Annotated in this window: 21 protein-coding genes; 11 read left to right on the top strand and 10 right to left on the bottom strand. The window is 72.7% G+C overall.

The genetic code is table 11. The features are described from left to right. Positions 1-7 precede the first annotated feature (7 nt). On the bottom strand, positions 8-2,710 hold the full coding sequence (gene ppc, locus DVK05_RS08675) for a phosphoenolpyruvate carboxylase (RefSeq protein ID WP_121562992.1): 2,703 nt from the start codon (positions 2,708-2,710) through the stop codon (positions 8-10). Between the two features lie 224 nt (positions 2,711-2,934). Here ppc and DVK05_RS08670 point away from each other — a divergent pair, with 224 nt between their 5' ends. Further along, positions 2,935-3,774 (top strand): ubiquinol-cytochrome c reductase iron-sulfur subunit, encoded by an 840-nt coding sequence (locus DVK05_RS08670; RefSeq protein WP_121562991.1) that lies wholly within the window; start codon positions 2,935-2,937, stop codon positions 3,772-3,774. A gap of 92 nt (positions 3,775-3,866) precedes the next feature. Beyond that, positions 3,867-4,247, top strand: a complete 381-nt coding sequence (locus tag DVK05_RS08665) for a hypothetical protein (protein ID WP_121562990.1) — start codon at positions 3,867-3,869, stop codon at positions 4,245-4,247. A gap of 18 nt (positions 4,248-4,265) precedes the next feature. Here the strand turns inward: DVK05_RS08665 and DVK05_RS08660 are convergent, their stop codons facing one another. The 4 genes from DVK05_RS08660 to DVK05_RS08640 all read right to left on the bottom strand — a co-directional run bounded on the left by DVK05_RS08660 (position 4,266) and on the right by DVK05_RS08640 (position 7,611). Beyond that, positions 4,266-4,715 (bottom strand): hypothetical protein, encoded by a 450-nt coding sequence (locus DVK05_RS08660; protein WP_121562989.1) that lies wholly within the window; start codon positions 4,713-4,715, stop codon positions 4,266-4,268. Continuing rightward, positions 4,712-5,737: a PGF-CTERM sorting domain-containing protein gene (locus DVK05_RS08655; protein ID WP_121562988.1), complete on the bottom strand. Its 1,026-nt coding sequence runs from the start codon at positions 5,735-5,737 to the stop codon at positions 4,712-4,714. Before DVK05_RS08655 ends, DVK05_RS08660 begins: the two co-directional genes overlap by 4 nt. Positions 5,738-5,805: 68 nt before the next feature. After that, complete coding sequence (locus tag DVK05_RS08650) at positions 5,806-6,336, bottom strand: DUF5817 domain-containing protein (protein ID WP_121562987.1); 531 nt, start codon at positions 6,334-6,336, stop codon at positions 5,806-5,808. A gap of 405 nt (positions 6,337-6,741) precedes the next feature. Beyond that, entirely contained in the window at positions 6,742-7,611 is an 870-nt protein-coding gene (locus DVK05_RS08640; RefSeq protein WP_121562985.1) for an inositol monophosphatase, read from the bottom strand. 117 nt (positions 7,612-7,728) lie between these two features. Here DVK05_RS08640 and DVK05_RS08635 point away from each other — a divergent pair, with 117 nt between their 5' ends. After that, positions 7,729-7,986, top strand: a complete 258-nt coding sequence (locus DVK05_RS08635; protein ID WP_121562984.1) for a hypothetical protein — start codon at positions 7,729-7,731, stop codon at positions 7,984-7,986. A gap of 61 nt (positions 7,987-8,047) precedes the next feature. On the opposite strand, the gene DVK05_RS08630 is transcribed toward DVK05_RS08635, so the two are convergent. The 4 genes from DVK05_RS08630 to priS are packed head-to-tail and all read right to left on the bottom strand — an operon-like array spanning position 8,048 to position 12,276. Continuing rightward, a complete protein-coding gene (locus DVK05_RS08630) occupies positions 8,048-9,298 on the bottom strand; it encodes an MBL fold metallo-hydrolase (RefSeq protein WP_121562983.1) in 1,251 nt (416 codons plus the stop codon). A gap of 25 nt (positions 9,299-9,323) precedes the next feature. Continuing rightward, positions 9,324-9,965, bottom strand: coding sequence for a DUF998 domain-containing protein (locus DVK05_RS08625; protein WP_121562982.1), 642 nt, complete (start codon positions 9,963-9,965; stop codon positions 9,324-9,326). 9 nt (positions 9,966-9,974) lie between these two features. Beyond that, entirely contained in the window at positions 9,975-11,102 is a 1,128-nt protein-coding gene (locus DVK05_RS08620) for a DNA replication complex GINS family protein (protein WP_121562981.1), read from the bottom strand. Positions 11,103-11,112: 10 nt separating this feature from the next. Continuing rightward, positions 11,113-12,276, bottom strand: a complete 1,164-nt coding sequence (gene priS / locus DVK05_RS08615) for a DNA primase small subunit PriS (RefSeq protein ID WP_121562980.1) — start codon at positions 12,274-12,276, stop codon at positions 11,113-11,115. A gap of 104 nt (positions 12,277-12,380) precedes the next feature. Here priS and DVK05_RS08610 point away from each other — a divergent pair, with 104 nt between their 5' ends. The 7 genes from DVK05_RS08610 (at position 12,381) to DVK05_RS08585 (ending at position 17,737) form a co-directional block, all read left to right on the top strand. Next, positions 12,381-12,605, top strand: a complete 225-nt coding sequence (locus DVK05_RS08610; protein WP_121562979.1) for a hypothetical protein — start codon at positions 12,381-12,383, stop codon at positions 12,603-12,605. A gap of 134 nt (positions 12,606-12,739) precedes the next feature. Continuing rightward, positions 12,740-12,886: a hypothetical protein gene (locus tag DVK05_RS17300; protein ID WP_006112955.1), complete on the top strand. Its 147-nt coding sequence runs from the start codon at positions 12,740-12,742 to the stop codon at positions 12,884-12,886. A 480-nt stretch (positions 12,887-13,366) separates the two neighbouring features. Continuing rightward, on the top strand, positions 13,367-13,642 hold the full coding sequence (locus DVK05_RS08605; RefSeq protein WP_004597247.1) for a PadR family transcriptional regulator: 276 nt from the start codon (positions 13,367-13,369) through the stop codon (positions 13,640-13,642). Between the two features lie 130 nt (positions 13,643-13,772). Continuing rightward, positions 13,773-15,071 carry a Glu-tRNA(Gln) amidotransferase subunit GatD gene (gene gatD / locus DVK05_RS08600; RefSeq protein WP_121562978.1) on the top strand — a complete coding sequence of 433 codons (1,299 nt, stop codon included), beginning with the start codon at positions 13,773-13,775 and terminating at the stop codon, positions 15,069-15,071. Next, on the top strand, positions 15,068-16,120 hold the full coding sequence (locus tag DVK05_RS08595; RefSeq protein WP_121562977.1) for a GNAT family N-acetyltransferase: 1,053 nt from the start codon (positions 15,068-15,070) through the stop codon (positions 16,118-16,120). The genes gatD and DVK05_RS08595 overlap by 4 nt, the downstream gene beginning before the upstream one ends. After that, positions 16,117-16,329, top strand: coding sequence for a hypothetical protein (locus DVK05_RS08590; RefSeq protein ID WP_121562976.1), 213 nt, complete (start codon positions 16,117-16,119; stop codon positions 16,327-16,329). The genes DVK05_RS08595 and DVK05_RS08590 overlap by 4 nt, the downstream gene beginning before the upstream one ends. 112 nt (positions 16,330-16,441) lie before the next feature. After that, on the top strand, positions 16,442-17,737 hold the full coding sequence (locus DVK05_RS08585; RefSeq protein ID WP_121562975.1) for a DUF6498-containing protein: 1,296 nt from the start codon (positions 16,442-16,444) through the stop codon (positions 17,735-17,737). 6 nt (positions 17,738-17,743) lie between these two features. On the opposite strand, the gene DVK05_RS08580 is transcribed toward DVK05_RS08585, so the two are convergent. Continuing rightward, positions 17,744-18,280: an HPP family protein gene (locus tag DVK05_RS08580; RefSeq protein WP_121562974.1), complete on the bottom strand. Its 537-nt coding sequence runs from the start codon at positions 18,278-18,280 to the stop codon at positions 17,744-17,746. A gap of 178 nt (positions 18,281-18,458) precedes the next feature. Here DVK05_RS08580 and DVK05_RS08575 point away from each other — a divergent pair, with 178 nt between their 5' ends. Next, complete coding sequence (locus tag DVK05_RS08575; RefSeq protein WP_121562973.1) at positions 18,459-19,523, top strand: A24 family peptidase; 1,065 nt, start codon at positions 18,459-18,461, stop codon at positions 19,521-19,523. Positions 19,524-19,994 lie beyond the last annotated feature (471 nt).

The following is a 19,994-nucleotide window of genomic DNA, read 5'->3' as shown; positions in this document are numbered from 1 at the left end:
ACCCGAGCTATCCGGTGTTCTTCATCCCGGCGGCGATGCCGTTGACCGTGAGCCGCAGGGTGCGCTCCTCCTCGTCGGTGCGGTGGGTACGCCCGAGCAGGTTCGCCTGGAGGAGGTTCAGGGGGTCGACGTAGGGGTTCCGGCGGTCGAGGCTCTCTTCGAGCCACTCGCGGCGGAGCAGCTGGTCGCGGCCGCTGATCTCCAAGACCAGTTCGCGCCCGCGCTCGTACTCGTCGACCAGGTCGGGGAAGAAGCGCTCGCGGAGCTCGTCGTCGGCCAGGTCGGCGTACTCGGCCGCGATCTCCGGCTCGGTGCGCGCGAGCGCCAGCGAGGCGTTGTCGAGCGTCGTCCGGAAGAACGGCCACTCGTCGAACATCTCGCGGAGCGTCTCCATCCCCTCCTCCTCGCCGACCTCGTCGAGGTAGGCGTCGATGCCGGAGGCGATCGCGTACCAGCCGGGGAGGATGAGCCGGGTCTGGGTCCACGAGAACACCCACGGGATGGCGCGCAGGTCCTCGACGCTGCGCTCGCCCGACCGCGAGGCGGGCCGGGACCCGAGGTTGAGGTCCTCGACGACGCTGATCGGCGTCGCCTGCTCGAAGTAGGAGACGAACCCGTCCGTGTTCAGCAGGTCGCGGTACGTCTCCCGCGCCGCGGGCGCCATGGTCTCCATCGCCTCGACCCAGCGGTCGGGCACGTCCTCGACCGGCTCCTCGTTCGCCTCCTTCCGGGCGCGGATCTGCGCGTCGAGCATCTGCTCCAGCTCGCGCTCGGCGATCCGCGGGTTGGCGTACTTCTCGGCGATGGCCTCGCCCTGCTCGGTGAACTTCACCTGCCCGGTGACGGTCTCGTTCGGGAGCGCGAGCAGCGCCTCGTTCATCGGGCCGCCGCCCCGAGAGATGGAGCCGCCGCGGCCGTGGAACAGCCGGAGCGTCACGTCCTCCTCGCGGCAGAAGCGCGCGATCCGGCGCTGGTTCTCGTAGAGGTCCCAGTTGGCCGCGAGGAAGCCGTTCTCCTTGTTGGAGTCGGAGTAGCCGAGCATCACTTCTTGGACCTCGCCGCGCGCGTCGAGCGCGGCCGCGTACGCCTCGTTCTCGAAGAGGGTGCCGAGGATGCGCTCGGCGCCGTTGAGCGCGGACTCGGTCTCCAACAGCGGGACCACGTCGACCGCGCAGTGGTCGGGGAGGGAGACGACGCCGACCTGGTCGGCCAAGAAGAGGACCTCCAGCACGTGGCTCGGCTCCTCGGTCATCGAGATGCAGTAGGTGTCGATCGCCTGCTGGCCGTACTCCTCCTGCCACTCCGCGAACGACGCAAACCGCCGCAGGACGCGCTCCGTCGTCTCGGAGACGTCGCCGGGCTCGTCGACGTCGACGACCGGCTCCTCTTGTAGGATCGCCTCGGTGAGGAAGTCGACGCGCTCGTCCTCGCTCATCCCCTCGTAGTCGACGCCCTCGACGGCGACCGCCTCGGCGACGGCTTCGGTGTGGTTCTCGCGGTGGTCGCGGAGGTCGAGCGACGCCAGCGTGAGCCCGAACGTGTCCACCTGGCGGCGGAACGGCTCGACGAACGACTCCAGGACCGACTCCTGGCCGTCCTCGCGCAGCGACTCGGCGATGACGTCGAGGTCGTCGAGGAACGCGTCGCCGTCGGGGTACTCGCCCGGGCGCACGTCGTTGACGCGGTCGAGCCGCTCGCGCATCAGCCGGAGCTTCTGCCGGTACGGCTCGTCGGGGTAGCGCTCGCGCGCCTCCTCGACGACGGTCGGGAACCGCTCGGCGTCGGCGGCGAGCGACCGCGCCAGCGCGTCGCCCGCCGCGTAGCGCTCGCCGTCCTGGCTCAGCACGGCCGAGAGCCGCTTGCAGCGGTCGCGGTACTTCTCGACGGCGACCTCGCGCTGGCGTTCGAGCGTCTCGTCGGTCACCTCCGGCGTGACGAACGGGTTGCCGTCGCGGTCGGAGCCGGCCCACGAGCGGAACTCGAAGAGCTTCGGGCAGTCGACGTCGTCGTACTCCTTCGAGATGGTCTCCTCGAACTCCTCGTAGGCGTCGCCGACCACGTCGAAGAGGGTGTTCTCCAGGTACCACTGGACGTTTCGCGCCTCGTCTTCGGGCTCGGGCGCGCGCTGGCGGACCTGTCGCGTGCCCCACAGGCTGGTCACCTCCGCGGTGACGTCGCGCCAGACGGCGCGGCGCTCGCGGTCGGTGAGGTTGCGCTCGTCGAGTTCGCCGAGGTGGTTCGCGATCGAGCGGAGCTTGGACTTCACCGTCGAGCGCCGGGCCTCCGTCGGGTGGGCGGTGAACGTCGGCTCGATGAGCACGTCGGCGAGCAGCTCCTCCAGCTCGTCGGCGTCGACGCCGGCCTCGGCGAACTCGGCGATCGTCGCGTCGAAGGAGTCGTGGAGGGCGCTCCCGTCGTCGGCGTTCCGGACCGCGCGGACCCGCTCGCGCTCCTCGGCGAGGTTGATGAGCTCGAAGTAGGTCGTGAACGCGCGGGCGACCACCTCCTCGCGCGTCGTCGAGAGGTCGCCGACCGCCTCGTGGAGGGCCGCCCGGTCCTCGGCGTCGCCGCGCCGGTAGTCGATCGCCGCGTTCCGAAGCGTCTCGACCGTCTCGTACGCCTCCGTCGACGCCTGCGCGGCAAGGACGTCTCCCACCAGCGCCCCGAGTTCCCGAACGTCCGTCCGCACGTCCCGATTATGCAACTTCATACCACACATACTGCGGTCGCGGTCGGTTAAAAGCGCGGTCTGGACGAAGGTTTGCCTCGGTTCCGAGTTAATTCGATCACGAACGTTCCTGTTCGACGGCGGCCGCGGGGGCGCGTTCGGCGGGGACCGGGTTCGGTACGCCGGCGACGACCGGCGACGGCGTCGATTTTCGCGCCGGTTACGGGTTCGTCACCCTTTTTACCGATCCAACCTCAGGTGCGAGTATGAGTGCGTCCGACAAGTATCCGTCTGAGTCCGGGCGGCGACGCTTCGTGAAGGGCGTCGTCGGCGGCGCGGCCCTCGCGGGGGTCGGTGCGATGGGGTCGGCGACCGTGAACACCCTGACGACCGCCGGCGGGGTCGGCGGCGGGTCGACGGTCGCGAGGACCATCGCGCACACCGGCGGCCCGGCGCCCCGGGGGCTCCCGCAGATCCCCGTTCGGGTCACCGACGAGGGGTACATCGAGGGCATCTGGCCCGAGACGACCACCGTCACCCAGGAGGGTCAGGAGATCGAGGTCGCCCAAGAGGAGCTCGGCGGCGTGACCTACTCCGGCGCGTGGTTCCAGTACTGCGGCGTCGAGTCGCAGGAGAACGTCCAGCCGAACTTCGAGTCGGACAACCTGTTCCGCGCGGCGAGCGGCCCGCCGTACGACTGGCAGTCGAACACCTACTCGGGCGGCGACCGGATCCACATCGACGACTTCTCGGACTACGAGGAGTGGGGCAACGGGATCGGCAGCGCGGGCGTCGGCAAGCCCGCGTCTGTCACGTGGCGCTCCGAGGACGCCGACACGAACCTCAACGCGATCGTCATCCGCTCGCCGGAGATCGAAGAGGCGGCCCAGAACGACGAGTGGCTCCAGGCCTCCACCGACCAGGGGTTCATGGCGTACCTCAACGTCTGTACCCACTTCTGCTGTATCCCGGGGTACAAGGTGTTAGAAGAGTCCGCCCGCTACGACGCCGCCGACGGGACCTACTGCGTCTGCCACCAGTCGACGTACGACCCGTTCACCATCGAGGAGGCGCTGTTCATCGCCCGGCCTCGCCCCGAGGAGTAACTCCGCCTCCGCGTTCCGGCCTTCCGTCCGTCTCCCGCTCCGCGACCGAGAGTCCCGCCGCGCTTTTCACGTCGCTCGCCCGAGAGGACGACATGAGCGACGACCCCGCTTCCGACGAGGCCGCCCGCGACGAAGCCGCCCGCGACGACCGATCCGCGGCTTCCGACGCGGCCGACGGCGACGACTTCGAGACGGAGATCGCCCGCGCCCGCGACCTCCTCGACGGCGACGACATCGACGCGGTCCACGTCGGCGTCGTCCGCGACGGCGAGGTCGACACCACGTTCGCCCAGCGCACCGACGGCGACCCCGACGGCGCCGGCCTCCGCGCGCTCGCGCTGCTCGCCGCGCACGTCAGGCTGGTCGCGGGCGAGGCCGGCGTCGAGCCCTCCACCGTCGCCGGCGACGCCGCGACGCTCGCGGGGCAGGTGGAGCAGATCCCGGCCAGCACCGATCAGCTCCCCGACGAGTGACGCCCGTCGCCGGTCGCGTCAGGGCTCCGTCGAGCGGATCCGGCGGAGCTGGTGGGCGACGCCGGCGAGCGCGACGAACAGGACCGCGAGGTTGAACACGGCGAGCGCGATCGGCTCGTAGGCCGGGTCCAGCCACGTGCGGATCGCCTCCCCGGACTGGGAGTAGAACCCCCAGCCGGCGACGACTGCGAGCAGCGACAGCGCCGCCAGCCCGACCCGGTCGAGCAGGCCGCGGAGGCCGTCCGTCGAGAGGCCGCCGCCTCCCGGGGAGTCGACCGGCTCCGTCCAGTAGCTCCCCTCGTCGCGGTCGGGGTCCGGTTCCTCGCGGTCGGTGCGGTCGGCGTCCGTCGCCGTGCGCTCGGTCGCGTCGGTGTCGTCGGTCATGGGCTGTGGTGGGTCGCTCGTGTGATCGCGGTCGCCGGTCGCCTCCTCGTCGCTCGGCCCCTCGCGCGGCGGGTCGGCCGTCATCGTCGCCTCCGCGCCGCCAGCGCCGCGACGACCAAGGCGACGAGCGCGGCGAGCGGGCCGAAGCCGGGCGTCCCGTCGGCGCTGGCACCGTCCCCGCCGGCGTCGCCGCCCTCTGGGGGGGCGCCGTCGCCGCCGTCGCCGCCGACGTCGTCGCGCTCGAAGTCCTCGACGGAGAACTGTACGTCGCGGACCGTCTCGTTCGCGGTGATGGTCTCCCGCGGGTTCAGGTTCGCGACGCCCTGCGTCTCGTCGACGAGCACGTCGTCGTCGAACAGCGCGGCGTCGATGTAGTAGTTGTAGCCGTCGGGCACCTCGACGGTCGCCGTCACGGTGTCGGTGCGGCCGGGGCGAACGGTGCCGACCGTCTCCGTCGCCTCCGCGGCGATGACGTTCGACTCCGCCTGCCGGAGGTACAGCCGGAGGTCGACGTCGTCGCTCGCCTCGTCGCCGCGGTTCGTCACCGACACCGACGCCGACAGCGTCGCCGTCTCGTCGTCGGCCTCGACGACGCTCACGGCGACGGTCGGCCAGACGCTCCCGTCGGTGAACCCGACCTGCGTGTCGGCGTAGTCGGGCGTGAGCGCCGCGACGCCGGCGACGCGTGTGGTCTGCTGCTCGCGGCGCTGGCCGTCCGCGAAGACGACCGTCTCGATGCGGTAACCGCCCTCGCGCTCGACGGTGACGGTGCCGTTGACGGTGCGTTCGCCCTCGAAGTCGACGTCGCCGACCTCGACGGTCGTCTCGTCGACGAGGAGGCCGGACTCGGAACCGATCGCGCGGTGGCGGACGGTGACGTTCTCGACGGGCCCGCCGCGGTGGCGGAGGTCGGTGCCGAGCCGGAGCTCGGCGGTCTCGCCGCGCACCTCGCCCGGGGCGACGGTCGCGCCGGCGACGTCGATCCGCCCGGGCGGCTCGTCCGTCGCTCGGGGGTCGGCGAGGGCGTCAGGGGCGGCGACGGCGCCGACCGCGCCCGCGACGAGGAGCGCGGCCGCTGCCGCCAGGAGGGCCGTGCGGGTGTCCATGTGCGACCGGTTATGAGCCTGATATAAGTGCTTTGTCCAGTTGCCGACGGCCGCCGGGCGAAACCGGGTCAGAGGACGCGATACCGCCCGTTCGACTCGGTGAGTTCGCCGCGGCGCGCGAGGCGGGTCAGGATCTCTCGGGCCGCGTCGGCGGGGACGCCGTCGCGCTCGGCGCGCTCCACGACCGCCGCCTCGGTCGGGTCGTCGACGGCGTCGACCGCGTCGCGGACGACCTCCGTGCGGCTCCGCGACCCGTCCCCGCCGCCCTCGGCTCGCTCGCCGGCCTCGTCGACCGCGTCGGCGTCGAGTCCGGACGCTTCGAGGTACTCGCGGTCGTCGATGCCCGCCTCGTCGACCGCGGCCTCCAGCTCCGAGACGTGGTCGACCTCGGCGAACGCCGCGCTGTCGCCGCGCTTCTTCGCGAGCAGGGCGGACCGGGCCTCCCGCGCGGCCGCGCGGTCCTCGGACTCGAAGAAGCGCTTGAGCTTGGCGGTGCGGTGAGTCTTGCCGCACCGCGAGCACTGCGCGGTCTCGCTCGTCTCCGGGTCCGTGACCAGCCACATGTTGGCGCACTCGTTACAGCCGACGACCGCGTACATACGAGGGAGTTCGCCGCCCCCGAATTTGAACCCTCGGCTCCGGGACGCCGCCGCCCCCTCGAACACCCCACCAACTCCCGTGGCGCGTGCCTCCGAGTGGCCGCCGAAGGCGGCCGCGAGGAGCACGCGCGAGGGAGTCAGTCGCCGGAGCGAAGCGGAGGCGACTGACGAGGCTGGGGAGGCGTGAGGTGCGGTTGCGGTGCGGGGCGGGACTCAAAGGGGCAGCCGCGAGGGCGAAGACGGGCGACGCAAGGACCGCAGGAGCGAGCGAAGCGAGCGAGGAGGACCGCAGCGAGCCCATCGAGCCCTCGCGGCTGGGGCTTTGGAGGCAGTTGTCTCCGAGGGATCGTCGCCTCAGCAACCAGTGACTCGGCAACGACCGATACCGAACACTTACTCCACGTATCAGTCCGATTCGATCTCGTTCGCGGCCGCGAGGACCTCGTCGTGAAGGGCGCCGTTCGAGGCGACGAGGCCCGTCGAGTCGTGCCGCCACCGCTCTCCGTTCAGGTCCGTCACGCGCCCGCCGGCCTGCCGAATGACGAACACCCCCGCAACCGTGTCCCAGGGGTTCGCGGCGACGTTCGTGATCGTCCCCTCCAGCCCGCCGGCGGCGACGGTCGGGAGCACCACCTGCGCGGCGCCGAACCGGCGCATGTCGCCGAAGCGGGTGACGATCGCCTCGCACGCGCGGGCGTACTCGTCGCGGGCGTCGTAGTCCCACCAGATCGTCGGGTCGACGGCGGCGTCGCGGGGGTCGGCCACGTCGCTCACCGCGATCGGCTCGCCGTTGCGGTACGCGCCCGTGGCGTCGGCGGTGTAGGTGTCGCCGAGCGCGGGCGCGACGATCGCGGCCGCGACCGGCTCGCCGTCGACGACGGCCGCGACCGCGGTGGCCCACACGCGCACGTCGCGGACGTAGTTGTTCGTCCCGTCGATGGGGTCGATCACCCACGCGGGGTCCGTCTCGGGCACGGTCTTGCGCTCGTCCTCCTCCTCGCCCACGACCGCGTCGTCCGGGAACGACTCGCGGATCGCCTCGATGACGGTGCGCTGGGCCGCGCGGTCGGCCTCGGTCACCACGTCGTCCTCGCCTTTCGTCTCCACCGCGATGTCGCTCCGGAAGTGCTCGTGAGCCACGGCCGCGCCCGCCTCCGCGGCGCGCTTCGCGACGGCCGCGCGCTCGGCGACGTCGTCAGCGCGCTCCGCGACGGGGGGCACGGCCTCGGCGGCGCGTCCGGTCGCGTCGGCGTCGCGCTCGTCTGCGTCGGTCATGGCGTCGGTCGCACCTCCGGCCGCGTATAAACGTCGGTTCGGCGCGGGCGTCGCCGCGGAATTAACTCAGTTCCGAATCCGAGTACCTTTAAGTGGATCGCCGCCGGTGGATCGCGTATGGAACCAGAGGAAGCGGTCCGTCAGCTCGAGTACACCATCGACGCCTCGCTCGACGAGATCGGTCAGCGCGCCGCCGCCGGCTACCGGCCTACCTTCGAGCGCGTGGCCGAACGCGCGGACGGGGCCGCGGTGTACGACCTCGCGGGCGAGCTCTCCGAGGAGGTTGTATCCGGCTCCTGTCCGTCGCCGGCCGAGGCGAACGCGGTCGCCGAGCGCGTGCTCGACGACTGGGCGTATACCGACGGCGGGGAGTAGCACTCGCCGAACCTCCTTCTCTCGCCCCCGAATTGTCGTTCAGCATCGTGCTCGTCCATTTTCACAGAGCGATTCGGTCTCCGATCGCCGGCGCGCTCGCCTCGAACCCGTCCGCGCGCAGGTCCGCCGCGAACGCCTCGCAGCGGTCGCCGTGGTTCACCAGCACGCGCGCCCCGCGGTACGACGCCAGGAACGACTCCAGCCCCTCGCGGTCGGCGTGCGCGGAGAAGTCGTACGACTCCACCCGCGCGCTCACCGGCTGAACGCGCCCGTTCAGCTCCAACTGCCCGCGGTCTTGGAGCTCACGGCCGGGCGTGCCCTCCACCTGGTACCCCGTGAGCGTCACGAGGTTCGTCGGGTTCGTCCGGATCTCGGGGAGGTACGTCTGGACGGGTCCGCCGGCGAGCATCCCGGAGGTGGTGACGATGAGCGCGTTCTCGGCCGCGATCCGCTTCCGTTGCCCGTCGCGGCCCGTGACGACCCGCGCCCGCCCGACCGCCTCGCCGAACGCCTCCGCGTCGCGCAGGAACGACGGGTACCGCCGGAGCGTCTCGGTCACCTCGATCCCCATCCCGTCGACGTACGGGGTGAGCCCGTGCGCGGCCGCGACGAGGAGCATTTCCTGCGTCCGGCCGATGGCGAACGCGGGCGCGACGACGGTTCCGCCCTCCCAGACCGTCCGCTCGACGCTGTCGGCCCACGCCGACTCGACCGCGGCGCGCTCCTCGTGGGTCACGTCCGCGTAGGTGGACTCGCAGACCACGACGTCGGCGTCGGGGCGCGCGGTCGTCCCCGCGACCAGCCGCTGGTCGTCGGTGTGGAAGTCGCCGGTGTACAGCAGCCGCGTGTCGCCGTCGTCGACGAGGACGTGCGCGGAGCCCGGAACGTGCCCCGCGGAGAACAGCGTCACCTCGTACCCGCCGCCGTCGATCCCGCCCGCGACCGGGAACGGCTCCCCGTAGCCGTGCCGGCGTTCCACCTCGCCCAGCCGGGCGACGTGCTCGGCGCCGAACGGACACAGCGGGCTGTTGCCGTGGAGCTTCAGCGTGTCCTCGGCGAGCGTGCGCGCGAGGTCGCCCGTCGGCGGCGTCCAGTGGACCGGCGGTCGGCGGTCGCCCTTCAACAGCGCGGGCACCGCCCCGACGTGGTCGAGGTGCCCGTGCGAGACGACGACCGCCTCCGGCTCGGGGCCCCGGACCGGGTACCGCGGCGGGTCCACCGTCATGAGCCCGTAGTCCACGAGCAGCGCGTCGTCGACGAGGAGGGCGCTGCGGCCGACCTCGCGGGCGCCGCCGAGGAACTCCAACTCCATCGGCGGGTCGTAGCCGCCCGCGGCGTTAGTGTCCGTCGGTCGGGCCGCCGGGCGGGGACCGGAGCGCCCCGACCACCGGCGCCGGCCCGACCGCCCACACCCACGCGGCGAGCATGAGCGCCCCCGGAAGCTCGGGGAGCGCGAGGCCGGTCACGGGCCACCACCCGGCGGCGAACGTCGCCCAGACGCCGACGTGGACCGGCGCGAACGCGAGCGCGACGCGGCCGGTCGGCTCCCGTCGCCTGAACCAGCCGTCGACGGCGAACACCGCGGTGACGAGTCCGTAGAACCCGATCGCGGCCGGGCCGTGGAGCGGCTCTGTGAGGTCGAAGACGCCGACGCCGGCCATCGCGACCATCGCGAGCGCGAGGAGGAGCGCCCGGACCGGGCGCCCGGCCCGTCCGAGGCCCGCCGCGTAGCAGACCCCGGCCGCCCCGCCGGCGATCAGCCCCCAGTTGAACGCGGCGGCGCTCCCGTCGCGGACCCCCAGGTCGGAGAGCGCGTCGGTCGTCCACGAGAAGGTCGGGTCGAGCAGGACCGCGAGCGCGATGCCGCCCAGCGCCGACAGCGTCGCGACCGCGCCGCACGCGACCGCGACGCGTCCGACTTCCGGGACGTCGGGTTCCGCGCCGGCGCCGCCTCGACCGTCCGTCGCGGAGGGGGCCATCGGCCGCGGTCAGTCGATGCGCTCGGCGGCGTCGCGCTGGACCAGCGGGTCGGCGTTCTCGACCGGCAGGGAGACGACGTCCTCGCTCGCGAGCTCGTACTCCCGCTCGTCGACGCCGAAGATGGCCCCGACGTCGCGGGTGATCCGGACGGTCGCTCGCTCCGTTCCGCCGGCCGGCTCCGTGTCGGTGGCCGGTTCAGAACCCGCGGCCGGCTCCGGATCTGCGGATGGTTCCGCCTCGGCGGGCGGCGAGCCGGCCGCCGTCCCCTCGGGCACCGCGCCGCCGTCCGTCGTCGCGCCGGCGGTCGACTCCTCGTCGGCGTCGCCCGCGGAGGTCCCGTCCGGATCGTCGTCGACCCCGACCGCGCCCGGGGGCGCCGGCTCGGGCGGCACCGGCGTCGGCTCGCCGTCGCCCGCGGTCCCGGCGTCGCCGGTCGGCTCCCGGGCGGCGGGGTCCGCGTCGCCCTCGGTCGGCTCGGGCGGGGCGTCGGCGGTCGACTCGGCCTCGCGTCCGCCCATCGCTCCGGCGAGCGCGTCCGCGCCGGCGGAGTCGCTCTCGGGGGCCGTGTCGCCGGCGCTCGCCGGGTCCGGTTCCGTCCCGGCTGGCGGCGTCTCGGCTTCGGTCGCCGGGCCGTTCGGCGTCGCGTCCGCAGGCGTCGAGTCGCGCGATCCCCCGGCGTCGCGGGCGGCCGACGCTCCGTCAGCGGTCGAGGACTCGTCTCGGATCGGCGACCCCTCCCGGACCGGCGACTCACCCGCGAGGACGTCGAGAACCTCCGACTTGTTCGCGGTGATGCGCTCGACGAGGTCGTCGAACAGCCGGCGCTCCTCGGTCGTCATCCCCTCCTCGTCGACGGACATGTCGGCCGCGGCGAAGGAGGCGAGCTTGACGACCTTGCCGACCCGGCGCTCGTAGAGGGCCTCCGCGACCTCCTCGGCGGTCTCGACCTCGTCGGAGAGCCGGCGGACGTCGTCGTCCGCGAACGGGTTCTCGACCTGCTCGGCGCGGCGGTCGCGCGCGGCGCGGAGGTCCGCGACGTACGCGCCCACGTCGTCGTAAAACGAGTCCCGCAGGTGCTGGAGGCTGTCCTTCCGGCGCTCCTTCGCCTGCGCGGACCGGAGTTCGTCGAGGTTCATTGCTCGTCGGTCATCGTTCGGGGGCTTTCCGCGCCTCGCCGCGGGCCATCAGGAACGCCCCCGCGAACTCGGGCACGGTGTTTCTACCGGATTCAACTCTGACGCGCTCGCCGTTTAATTCTACCGTCCGATCCGCGTCCGTCTCGATCCGGATCTCGCGGCCGACGAACCGCTCCGGGACGGCGTCCCGGAGCGGGTCGAAGTCGGCGATCTCGTCCCGGTCCAGCGGCGTGACGACCAGGGCGGAGCCGCCGTGGAGCGTCCCCGGCAGCCGGATGAGCCGCCGCGTGTCGGTGGTCACCGGCTCGTCGATCGGCGCGGCGTCCTCCGCGGCGACGCGCGCGGCGAGCGCGGAGACGAGCCGGCGCACCCCGGGCCCGCCGGCCTCCACGTTGCCCTCGCGCACCGCCGTCGGGTTCCGGTCGAACGCGCCGAGGATCGTCTCCGCGCGCCCCTCGCCGATCCCGTCGAGCTCCGTCAGCCGCTCGCGCGCGGCCTCGTCGTCCATCTCCCGGAGGTCGTCGGCGTACTCGACTAAGGCGTCGTGGACGCGCGCGCCCCACCCCCCCTCGGTGCGGAGGACGCGCTTCGTCGTCCCCCGGTCGGAGACGGTGCGGATCAGGCCGTCGGTGTCGAGGTCGATCGCCCGCACGTAGTCGACGATCTCGCGGCGCGCGTCGCTGTCCAACTCCCTCACGCCCTCGTCGCGGACGTGGACGTGGTAGCCGCGCCCGCCCGAGAAGACGACGGTCACGTCCTCGAACGCGAAGTCGTCGTCGATGAAGTCCAAGAGCCGCAGGAGGGCGTCCTTACACGCCGCGAGCATCTCCGGGTACGAGGTGGTCTCGGGGTCGACGCCGGGGAGGTGGTCGGCGTCCAGGTCGAAGACGAGGTCGGCGTTCCGCCACCCCTTCTGCCCCATCGTCGCCGCGCCGGGGTCGTCGTAGCGCGCGGCCGAGAAGTAGGCGTGCCGGGGGGCGTTGTCCGCGAAGAACGTGTCCACGTCGCCGAGGTCGAACAGCGACTGGTGCCGGACCATCGTCGTCCCCGACCCGGGGGTCCACGGGATGTGGCCCCACTCGCGGAGGTTCGCGTCGGGCGGGAGCGACAGCGACACCGACCGGTAGTAGTCGCCGAACCGCCCCCGGAGGTACTCGCGGGTCCGGTCGTCCATCGTCTCCTCTCGTACCCGCGGTCGACGTATCAACGTTACCGTTCGCCGGCGACCGCCGACAGTATTTTCTTCCGGAGCGCCGTCGCCGCACACGCCCGGTCCCCATGCTCGACGAGATATTCGACGTGTTCTTCGGCGCGGTAGCGGAACTGGTCCCCGACGTCGTGTGGGGCGCCCTGTTCCTGATCGCCGGCGCCCTGGCGACGATGATCGGCGTGTCGATGCTCCTCGGAATGACGACGCTCGACGGGTCGGTCCGCCTCGGCGGACTCCTGACCGCCGTCGGCGTGTCGATGGTGGGCGGCGTCTTGGTCGCGTGGTACCGCTGATCGGCGTCCCAGCCCTGCGGTCCCGTTCCGCCCCCCGAGCGCCGCGCGTTGGGTGCCGACCGCCCTCCGGGGACGACCGCGAAACGGCCACCGTCGGCCAAACACTATCCGGGACCGCTCCCTATCCGTCTCGCATGCGCTCCGAAGAGGAGGTCAGAGAGCAGTACGAGTTCCTCCGCGAGCAGTTGGACGACGAGGAGATGAACCACCGCGGCGTCGAGGAGCTGTTCGCGCACTACAAGCGCGCGCTCGGCTGGGTGTTAGAAGAGGAACACATGTGAGCGACGTACGACACGTTTATCACTCTCTACGCTGTACGATCTGGTGACGCTTCGTCTGGAGGGCCGAAGCGTCAGCGGGGACCAATCGGCAGGCCCGACGCGGCTTTTTTCCGCGTCGGGCGTGCCTTCTTCCGACACTCGACCGCCCAGTGGTGGCTCTCCCTCGCGTCGCGCCTGAGCGGAGCGCGCGGTGTCATATTCCCCTCTGCGAATACCGGAACCGGACCGAGCGGCGCCGCCGGACCACAGCGCAGTTCCGTCGCTCGCCTCCGAGCGCGTCGTCCGGTCCGGTCGAGGACACGTATCACTCCCGCGAAACGACTGCCGCCGGTGAACGCGCAGTCCGGACTCACGCGACGGTTGCGGAGTTGACAGAACGGAGGCCGGCGTTCCGGGGACGTAGGGGCCGCTCGCCGGTCGTACGTGGACTGATATAACGGTATATTTATTTATTTTCGACAGGTATGTAGAGGCAGTTGTATGTACGACCTCACAGGTTTTCAGCGTGACCTGCTCTACGTGATCGCGGGGCTCGACGAGCCGCACGGGCTGGCCATCAAAGAGGAGCTCGAAGAGTACTACGAGAAGGAGATCCACCACGGCCGCCTCTACCCGAACCTCGACACGCTCGTCGAGAAGGGGCTCGTCGAGAAGGGCCAGCGCGACCGCCGCACGAACTACTACACGCTGACTCGCCGCGGGCGCCGCGAGATAGAGGCCCGGACCGACTGGGAAGCCGAGTACATCGAGCACTGACCCGGCCGTCCGCCGCTCCCGCGATCGGCCGATAGCCGTCGGCCTCCGTCTTCTCTCCTGTTTCCCGTCGCCTGACCGCTCCGCGCCGCGAACGGTTGGATTCAAGTCCGCCCCGGCGGAATCGGGGCGTATGCAACCGGGAGATCGCGTCCGCGTCGAACGCGGGGGCGTCACCAACGAGGGCGTACTGCTCCCCTCCACGACGCGCGACCACCTCGTCGTCAAGCTCGACGGCGGCTACAACGTCGGCATCGACCGCGAGGCGGCCGACGTCGAGGTGGTGGAGTCCGGGGTCCGCGAGGTCGACCCCGCGGCCGAGACCGACGACGACGGGGACGCCACCTCGGAGATCACCTTCGACGACGACCTCCCCACCGTCTCGCTCATCTCCACCGGCGGGACCATCGCCTCCACGGTCGACTACCGGACCGGCGCCGTCACGGCCCAGTTCGACGCGGAGGACGTGCTCCGCGCGGTCCCCGAACTGGCCGGCCGCGCGAACTACCGCGGCCGGGTCGTGGCGAACATCCTCTCGGAGAACATGGAGCCGTCCATCTGGCGCGACCTCGCCGCGGCGGTCGCCGAGGAGGTCGAGGCGGGCGCCGACGGCGTCGTGGTGATGCACGGCACGGACACGATGCAGCACTCCGCGTCCGCGCTCTCGTTCATGCTCGACTCGCCCGTGCCGGTCGTGTTCACGGGGAGCCAGCGCTCCGCTGACCGCCCCTCCTCCGACAACGTGATGAACGCGGTCTGCGCCGTCGAGGCCGCGAAGGCCGACCACGCCGAGACGCTCGTCTGCATGCACGCCGGCCCCTCCGACGACGCCTGCGCGCTCCACCGCGGGACGCGCGTCCGCAAGAACCACACCTCCCGTCGGGACGCCTTCGAGACGGTCGGCGCCGCGCCCCTCGGCGTCATCGACTACGAGGCGGCCGCCGAGGCGGGCGCCGACGGCGACGCGGCCGACGCCGCCGTCGAGTGGAACCGCGAGCCGCTCCCGCGGGGCGACGACGAGGGGACCGTCGGCGTCGAGTCCGACCTCGACGGCGACGTCGAACTCGTCAAGTTCACGCCCGGGATGGACCCGGCGGCCTGGGACTACCTCGACGGGAAGGACGGCGTCGTCATCGAGGGCACCGGGCTCGGTCACGTCCACACCGGCCTCATCCCCCGGATCGAGGAGCTGGTCGAGGGCGGCGCCGTCGTCGCCATGACGAGCCAGTGCCTCGCCGGCCGGGTCTGCGACCGCGTGTACGACACCGGCCGCGACCTGCTCGACGCGGGCGTCGTCGAGGCCGGCGACACCCTCCCCGGCACCGCGAAGGTGAAGCTCATGTGGGCGCTGGCGAACCGCTCCGACCCCGCCGAGGCGATGGGCCGCGACCTCGCCGGCGAGCTGACCGAGGAGTCGCGGCCCTGGCGATGAGCGGCCGCGCGTCCGCCGCCGGCGCCCCGGCGGTCGTCGTCCGCGAGGCGCGCCCCGCCGACGCCGACGCGGTCGCGGCCTTCACGCGGGACACGTGGGGCGAGCGCCACGAGGACTACATCCCGCGGGTGTTCCCCGACTGGGCCGCCGCCGACGACCCCGACCGCGGCACCTTCGTCGCGACCCTCCCGCCGGAGGCCGCGGCCTCCGCCGACCTCGACGGCCGGGAAGCGGGCGACACGCGCGTCGAGGGCGACGGGACCGGCGCCGCCGACGCCGGCGACCCCGAGGCGGTCGTCGGCTGTATCCAGGCCGTCTCGCTGTCGGAGTGGGAGGCGTGGGGACAGGGGATCCGCGTCGACCCCGCGGCCCGTGGCCACGGCGTCGGCACGGCGCTCTCGGAGGCCGCCCTCGACTGGGCCCGCGAACGCGGCGCGACCGTCTGCCGTAACATGGTGTTCTCGTGGAACGCCATGGGCCTCGGCCAGTCGCGCGCCGTCGGCTTCGAACCCGAGACGGAGTTCCGGTTCGCCGAGCCGGAGCCGGACGCGACCGCGCTCGACGGCGCGGCCGACGCCGGCGTCGCCCCCCTCGCCGACCCGGACCCGGACGCGGCGTGGGCGTTCTGGAGCGACAGCGACGCGCGCGACCACCTGCGCGGGCTCGCGCTCGACCCCGACGAGTCGTGGGCCTGCTCGCAGCTCACCCGCGAGCGCCTCGCGGCCGCGGCGGCCGACGACCGCCTGATCGCGGTCGGCGACGCGGCCGCGGTCGCCGGCTTCGCGGTCCGGACGCGCGTGACGGAGCGCGAGGTCGACGGCGAGACGACCCGGACGGCGACGTACGGCGTCGCCGCGTGGCGCGACGCCGACGCGGCGGGGACGCTGTTCGCCGCCGTCGCCGCCGACGCCGCGGCGGCCAACGCCGACGGCGCCCGCGTGCTGATCCCCGAGACGGTCGACCACGTGAGCGACGTCGCCGCGAACCGCGTGTCGGTCGCGACCGAACCCGACTTCGTGATGTGCGCGGACCTCACCGGTGAGCCATGACCCTCCTCGGTATCGTCCTCCCGTGGTCGCTCCCGCTCACGCTCGTGATCTACGGCGTCGTCGTCGCCGCGGCGGTCTGGATCTACCGCGACGCGAAGGCCCGCGGGAGCCGCTACGCGCCCCTCTGGGCGCTCTCGACGCTCGTTTTCACCATCGTCCCGGTGCTCGCGTACCTCTACCTCCACCGGGAGGCCGGCCCGGCGCGGTAAGGAGACGCCGCCGTCGGTCGAGCCCGCGGCGGCCCGCGCCGGCTCTCTCGCCCGGCTCCTGTGGCGGCCCGCTCCAGACCGCTTATGTGCGACGACGCGGAACGACCGACGGATGCCCTCCCCCCGCTTGCCCGACCGCCTGCGCGCGCTCGGTCGCGGCCGCCGACCGCGCGCGTTCTCGGTCGCCGTCGCCACCCTGCTCCCGCTCGTCGGCGTCGTCGCGCTCGGCTGGAACGCGGCCGCGCTGATGACGCTGTACTGGTTCGAACTCGGGATCGCCTCCGGCTGGGCGCTCGTCCGCGCGCTGTTCGCCGGGCGGCCGTCCGAGATCGAGCGCGACGGCCTGATCGTCGGCCCGCTCGCGCAGCGCCGCGGCGGGCTGTCGATCCCGCGGACCGGCGTCGAGGTCCGGGTCTCGTCGCTGCTCGTCCTCCCGATCGCCGCCCCGATCCTCGCGGTCGTCTGGGGGGTCGTCGGCACGCTCACGGTCGGCGTCGTCGCGGACGGCGGGCTGTCGCAGCGGGCGCTCGACACCGTGACGCTCGCGGTGATCGCGGTCTTCGTCGGCGAGGGAGCGACGACGCTCGTCGAGTACTTCGGTCGCGGCGAGTACCGCGACCACAGCGCCCAGACGGCGATCCAGGGAGTGTTCGCGCGCGGCGCGGCCATCTTCCTCGGCGCGCTGTTCACCGTCACGATCGTCGCCGCGAGCACGCTGGAGGGCGACGCGCCGATCTCGGCGCTCGACCCGGACGCGATCGGCCTCCCGCTGCTGCTCGGGATCGTCGCGGTGAAGTTCGCGTTCGACCTCGCGAGCCTCTACGGCGACCGGCTGGCCGCGTTCGACGAGTCCTCCGCGCTCGACCTGGGCTTCTCCTACGACCCGCCCGCGGCGGAGCCGGTCGACGGCTCGCTCGCGGAGCCGGTCGAGACGGTCCGCCAGCCCCCTCGCGCGCGGATCGCGGGAGCGCTGACGACCCCGCTCGGCCACCCGGGGCTGTGGTACCTCGCCTCGCTCCCCGCGCTCGGCGCCGCGCTGTTCGCGATCGGCGGGGAGTGGGGCGCCGCCGCCGCCCTCGCCGCGGCCGCGGTCGCGGTCCCGCTCGGGGCCGCCGCGATCGACCACGAGCTCCGACACGGGCTCGTCGAGTACCGCGCCGGCGACGACGCCCTCGTCGCCCGCGACCGGCTGCTCGGCGCGGTGCTCTGGCGCGTCGAACCGTGGGACGAGACGGACCTCCGGGTGGAGCGGAGCGGGCTCGACCGGCGGCTCGGGACCGAGACCGTCGCGATCGAGCTCCGCGACGACGAGTACCGGATCCCGGGGCTCGCCGACCCGGAGCCGATACTCGCCGTCTTCGACCGGCGGGCGGACCGCCCGGACGGACCGGAGCGATCCGGCGACTGACTCGCCTCAGCCGTCCGCGTCGCCCGCCTCGTCACGGCCGTACAGCGGGTGCGTGCCCCCGACGAGGCGCTTGAAGAGCAGGATGACGGCGGCGTGAAAGGCGACGAGGACGGTCACGCTCGCGACGATTATCGCCACCTCCCTCGGCGTCGAAAGGAGGCCGAGCGAGACGATGAGCGTCGTCGCGCACGCCGGCGGGTGGACCGTCCCGGTCGCGATCATCGCCCAGCTGGTCGCCACGAGCGAGGCGACCGCGCTCGCGGTCAGCCGGAACCCCTCGGGCGAGAGGGCGGGCGGCGTCGCCGTCAGCGCGGCGCCGTCGGCGATCGCCGTCCACGCCGCCAGCCCGGCGACGCCGCCGATCAGGTGGCTCGCGACCACGCGGACGGCCCGCTCCCGTTCGCTCCGCCGGTCGAACGCGAGGCCGAACGCCGACGGCCCGAGGCTCGGGAAGACGAACGGCTGGCCGGTCGCCCACGCGACGAGGCCGAGCACGGTGAACAGGAGGCCGGCGTACAGGCTCGTCCCGAGGCGGCGGCGCATTGCGCTCCGGTCGGCGGGCGACTCACAAAGGGCCGGCGGATCGCGGAGCGGGACGCCCCGTAGATTGGGGGACTGGGCCCCGCCGGACGGGGACGAGACGCCCGGCGGGCCGCGGGGCGCTATCGCTCGCGATAGCCGAACCCGAACGCCTAATTGGTCCCGTCTCGGCCGTGGTGACATGGTCGCGACGCTGCCGGACCTCCTCCGACTGCTCGTCGTCCCCGTCTTCGCGTGGGCGGCGATCCGGGACGTCCGGACCCGGCGCCTCCCGAACCGGCTGTGGCCGCCGCTGTACCTCTTCGGCGCGCTGCTCCTGCTCTGGGAGGCCGTCTCGCTGTGGCCGTTCGCCGGGTTCGACGGGCGGATCTTCCTCGTGCGGGCCGCGATCAGCCTGCTGTTCGTCGCGCCGCTCGGCTACGCCTTCTGGTACCTCGGCGCGTTCGGCGGCGCCGACGCGAAGGCGATGATCGCGCTCGCGGTGATCTTCCCGACGTTCCCGGCCTACGAGGTCGGGGGGCTCACGCTCCCGCTCGTTGGCACCCAGCTCGGCGTGTTCTCGCTGACGATCCTCACGAACACCGTCCTGATCGGGCTCGCGTACCCCGTCGGCCTCGCCGCCCTCAACCTCGTCCGCGGCGAGGTCTCCTCGAGCATGTTCCTCGCGCGCCCGGTCGCGACCGACTCGCTGCCGGACCGGCACGGCCGCCTGTTCGAGGACCCGGACGGGCCCACCCGAGGCGGGCTCGACCTGGACGCGCTCCGGATGTACCTCCGGTGGCGCGGACTTACGCTCGCCGACCTGCGCGCCGACCCCGACGCCCTCCGGGACCCGGCCTCCGTCGACGAGACGTTCGACCCGACGGACGGTGGAACCCACGTCGGCCCGCGGACCGATGGAGGGCGCGCAGTGGACGACGCGTCCTCTGACGGGGGGCGCGCAGTGGACGACGTGCCCTCCGACCGGGGACGCGAAGCCGACGCGGACCCCGCCGCCGCGGCCGACGGTGACCCGGAGGGCGCCGACCCCTGGGCAGCGGAGCGCTTCCTCGACGACATCGACCACGGCGCGTACGGCACCGACGCCGCGACGCTCCGCGACGGCCTCGACGTCGTCGCCCGCGAGGACAGCGTGCTGGTCTCGCCCGGGATGCCGTTCGTCGTCCCGATGGCCGTCGGGCTCGTCGTCTCGCTGACGTACGGGGACGCGCTGTTCGCGCTGCTGGGCGCGGTCGGACTGGTGTGAGCCGGCGGCAACGGCTTGACTTATAAATAGACGATGCGGTGGCGCGTGCCGATGAGCGCCCGAAGGGCGCGAATCGCACGCGCGAGGGACGCGGTGAGCGACGGGCGACCGAAGGGAGCCCGGAGCGAACCGCGAGGCTGGGGAGGCGCGAGGTGCGGTGCTGTGCGGGGCGGGACTCAAAGGGGCAGTCGTGAGGGTGAAGGCGCGCGACGCAAGGACCGCAGGCTCGAACGGAGTGAGCGCCGAGGACCGCAGCGAGCGCACCGAGCCCTCGCGACTGGGGCTTTGGCGGTGTTCGCCGCCGATCCTCGGTCAACTATTTATAAATGAAAGGGGCGACCGCGGGCGATGTTAAGTTAAGAACGAGGCGGTCGGTAGTTCGAGTGTCTATGTGCGAATCCAACCGCCTCATCGACTCTACTGAGTGGATTGACTTGGATTTTGTGGAGCGAGAGCGGACACCCCACGAGA

It is taken from the genome of Halorubrum sp. Atlit-8R (assembly GCF_003666025.1).
In the GTDB taxonomy this organism is placed as follows: Archaea; Halobacteriota; Halobacteria; order Halobacteriales; family Haloferacaceae; genus Halorubrum; species Halorubrum salinarum.
This window is presented reverse-complemented; position numbering and strand designations above follow the sequence as displayed.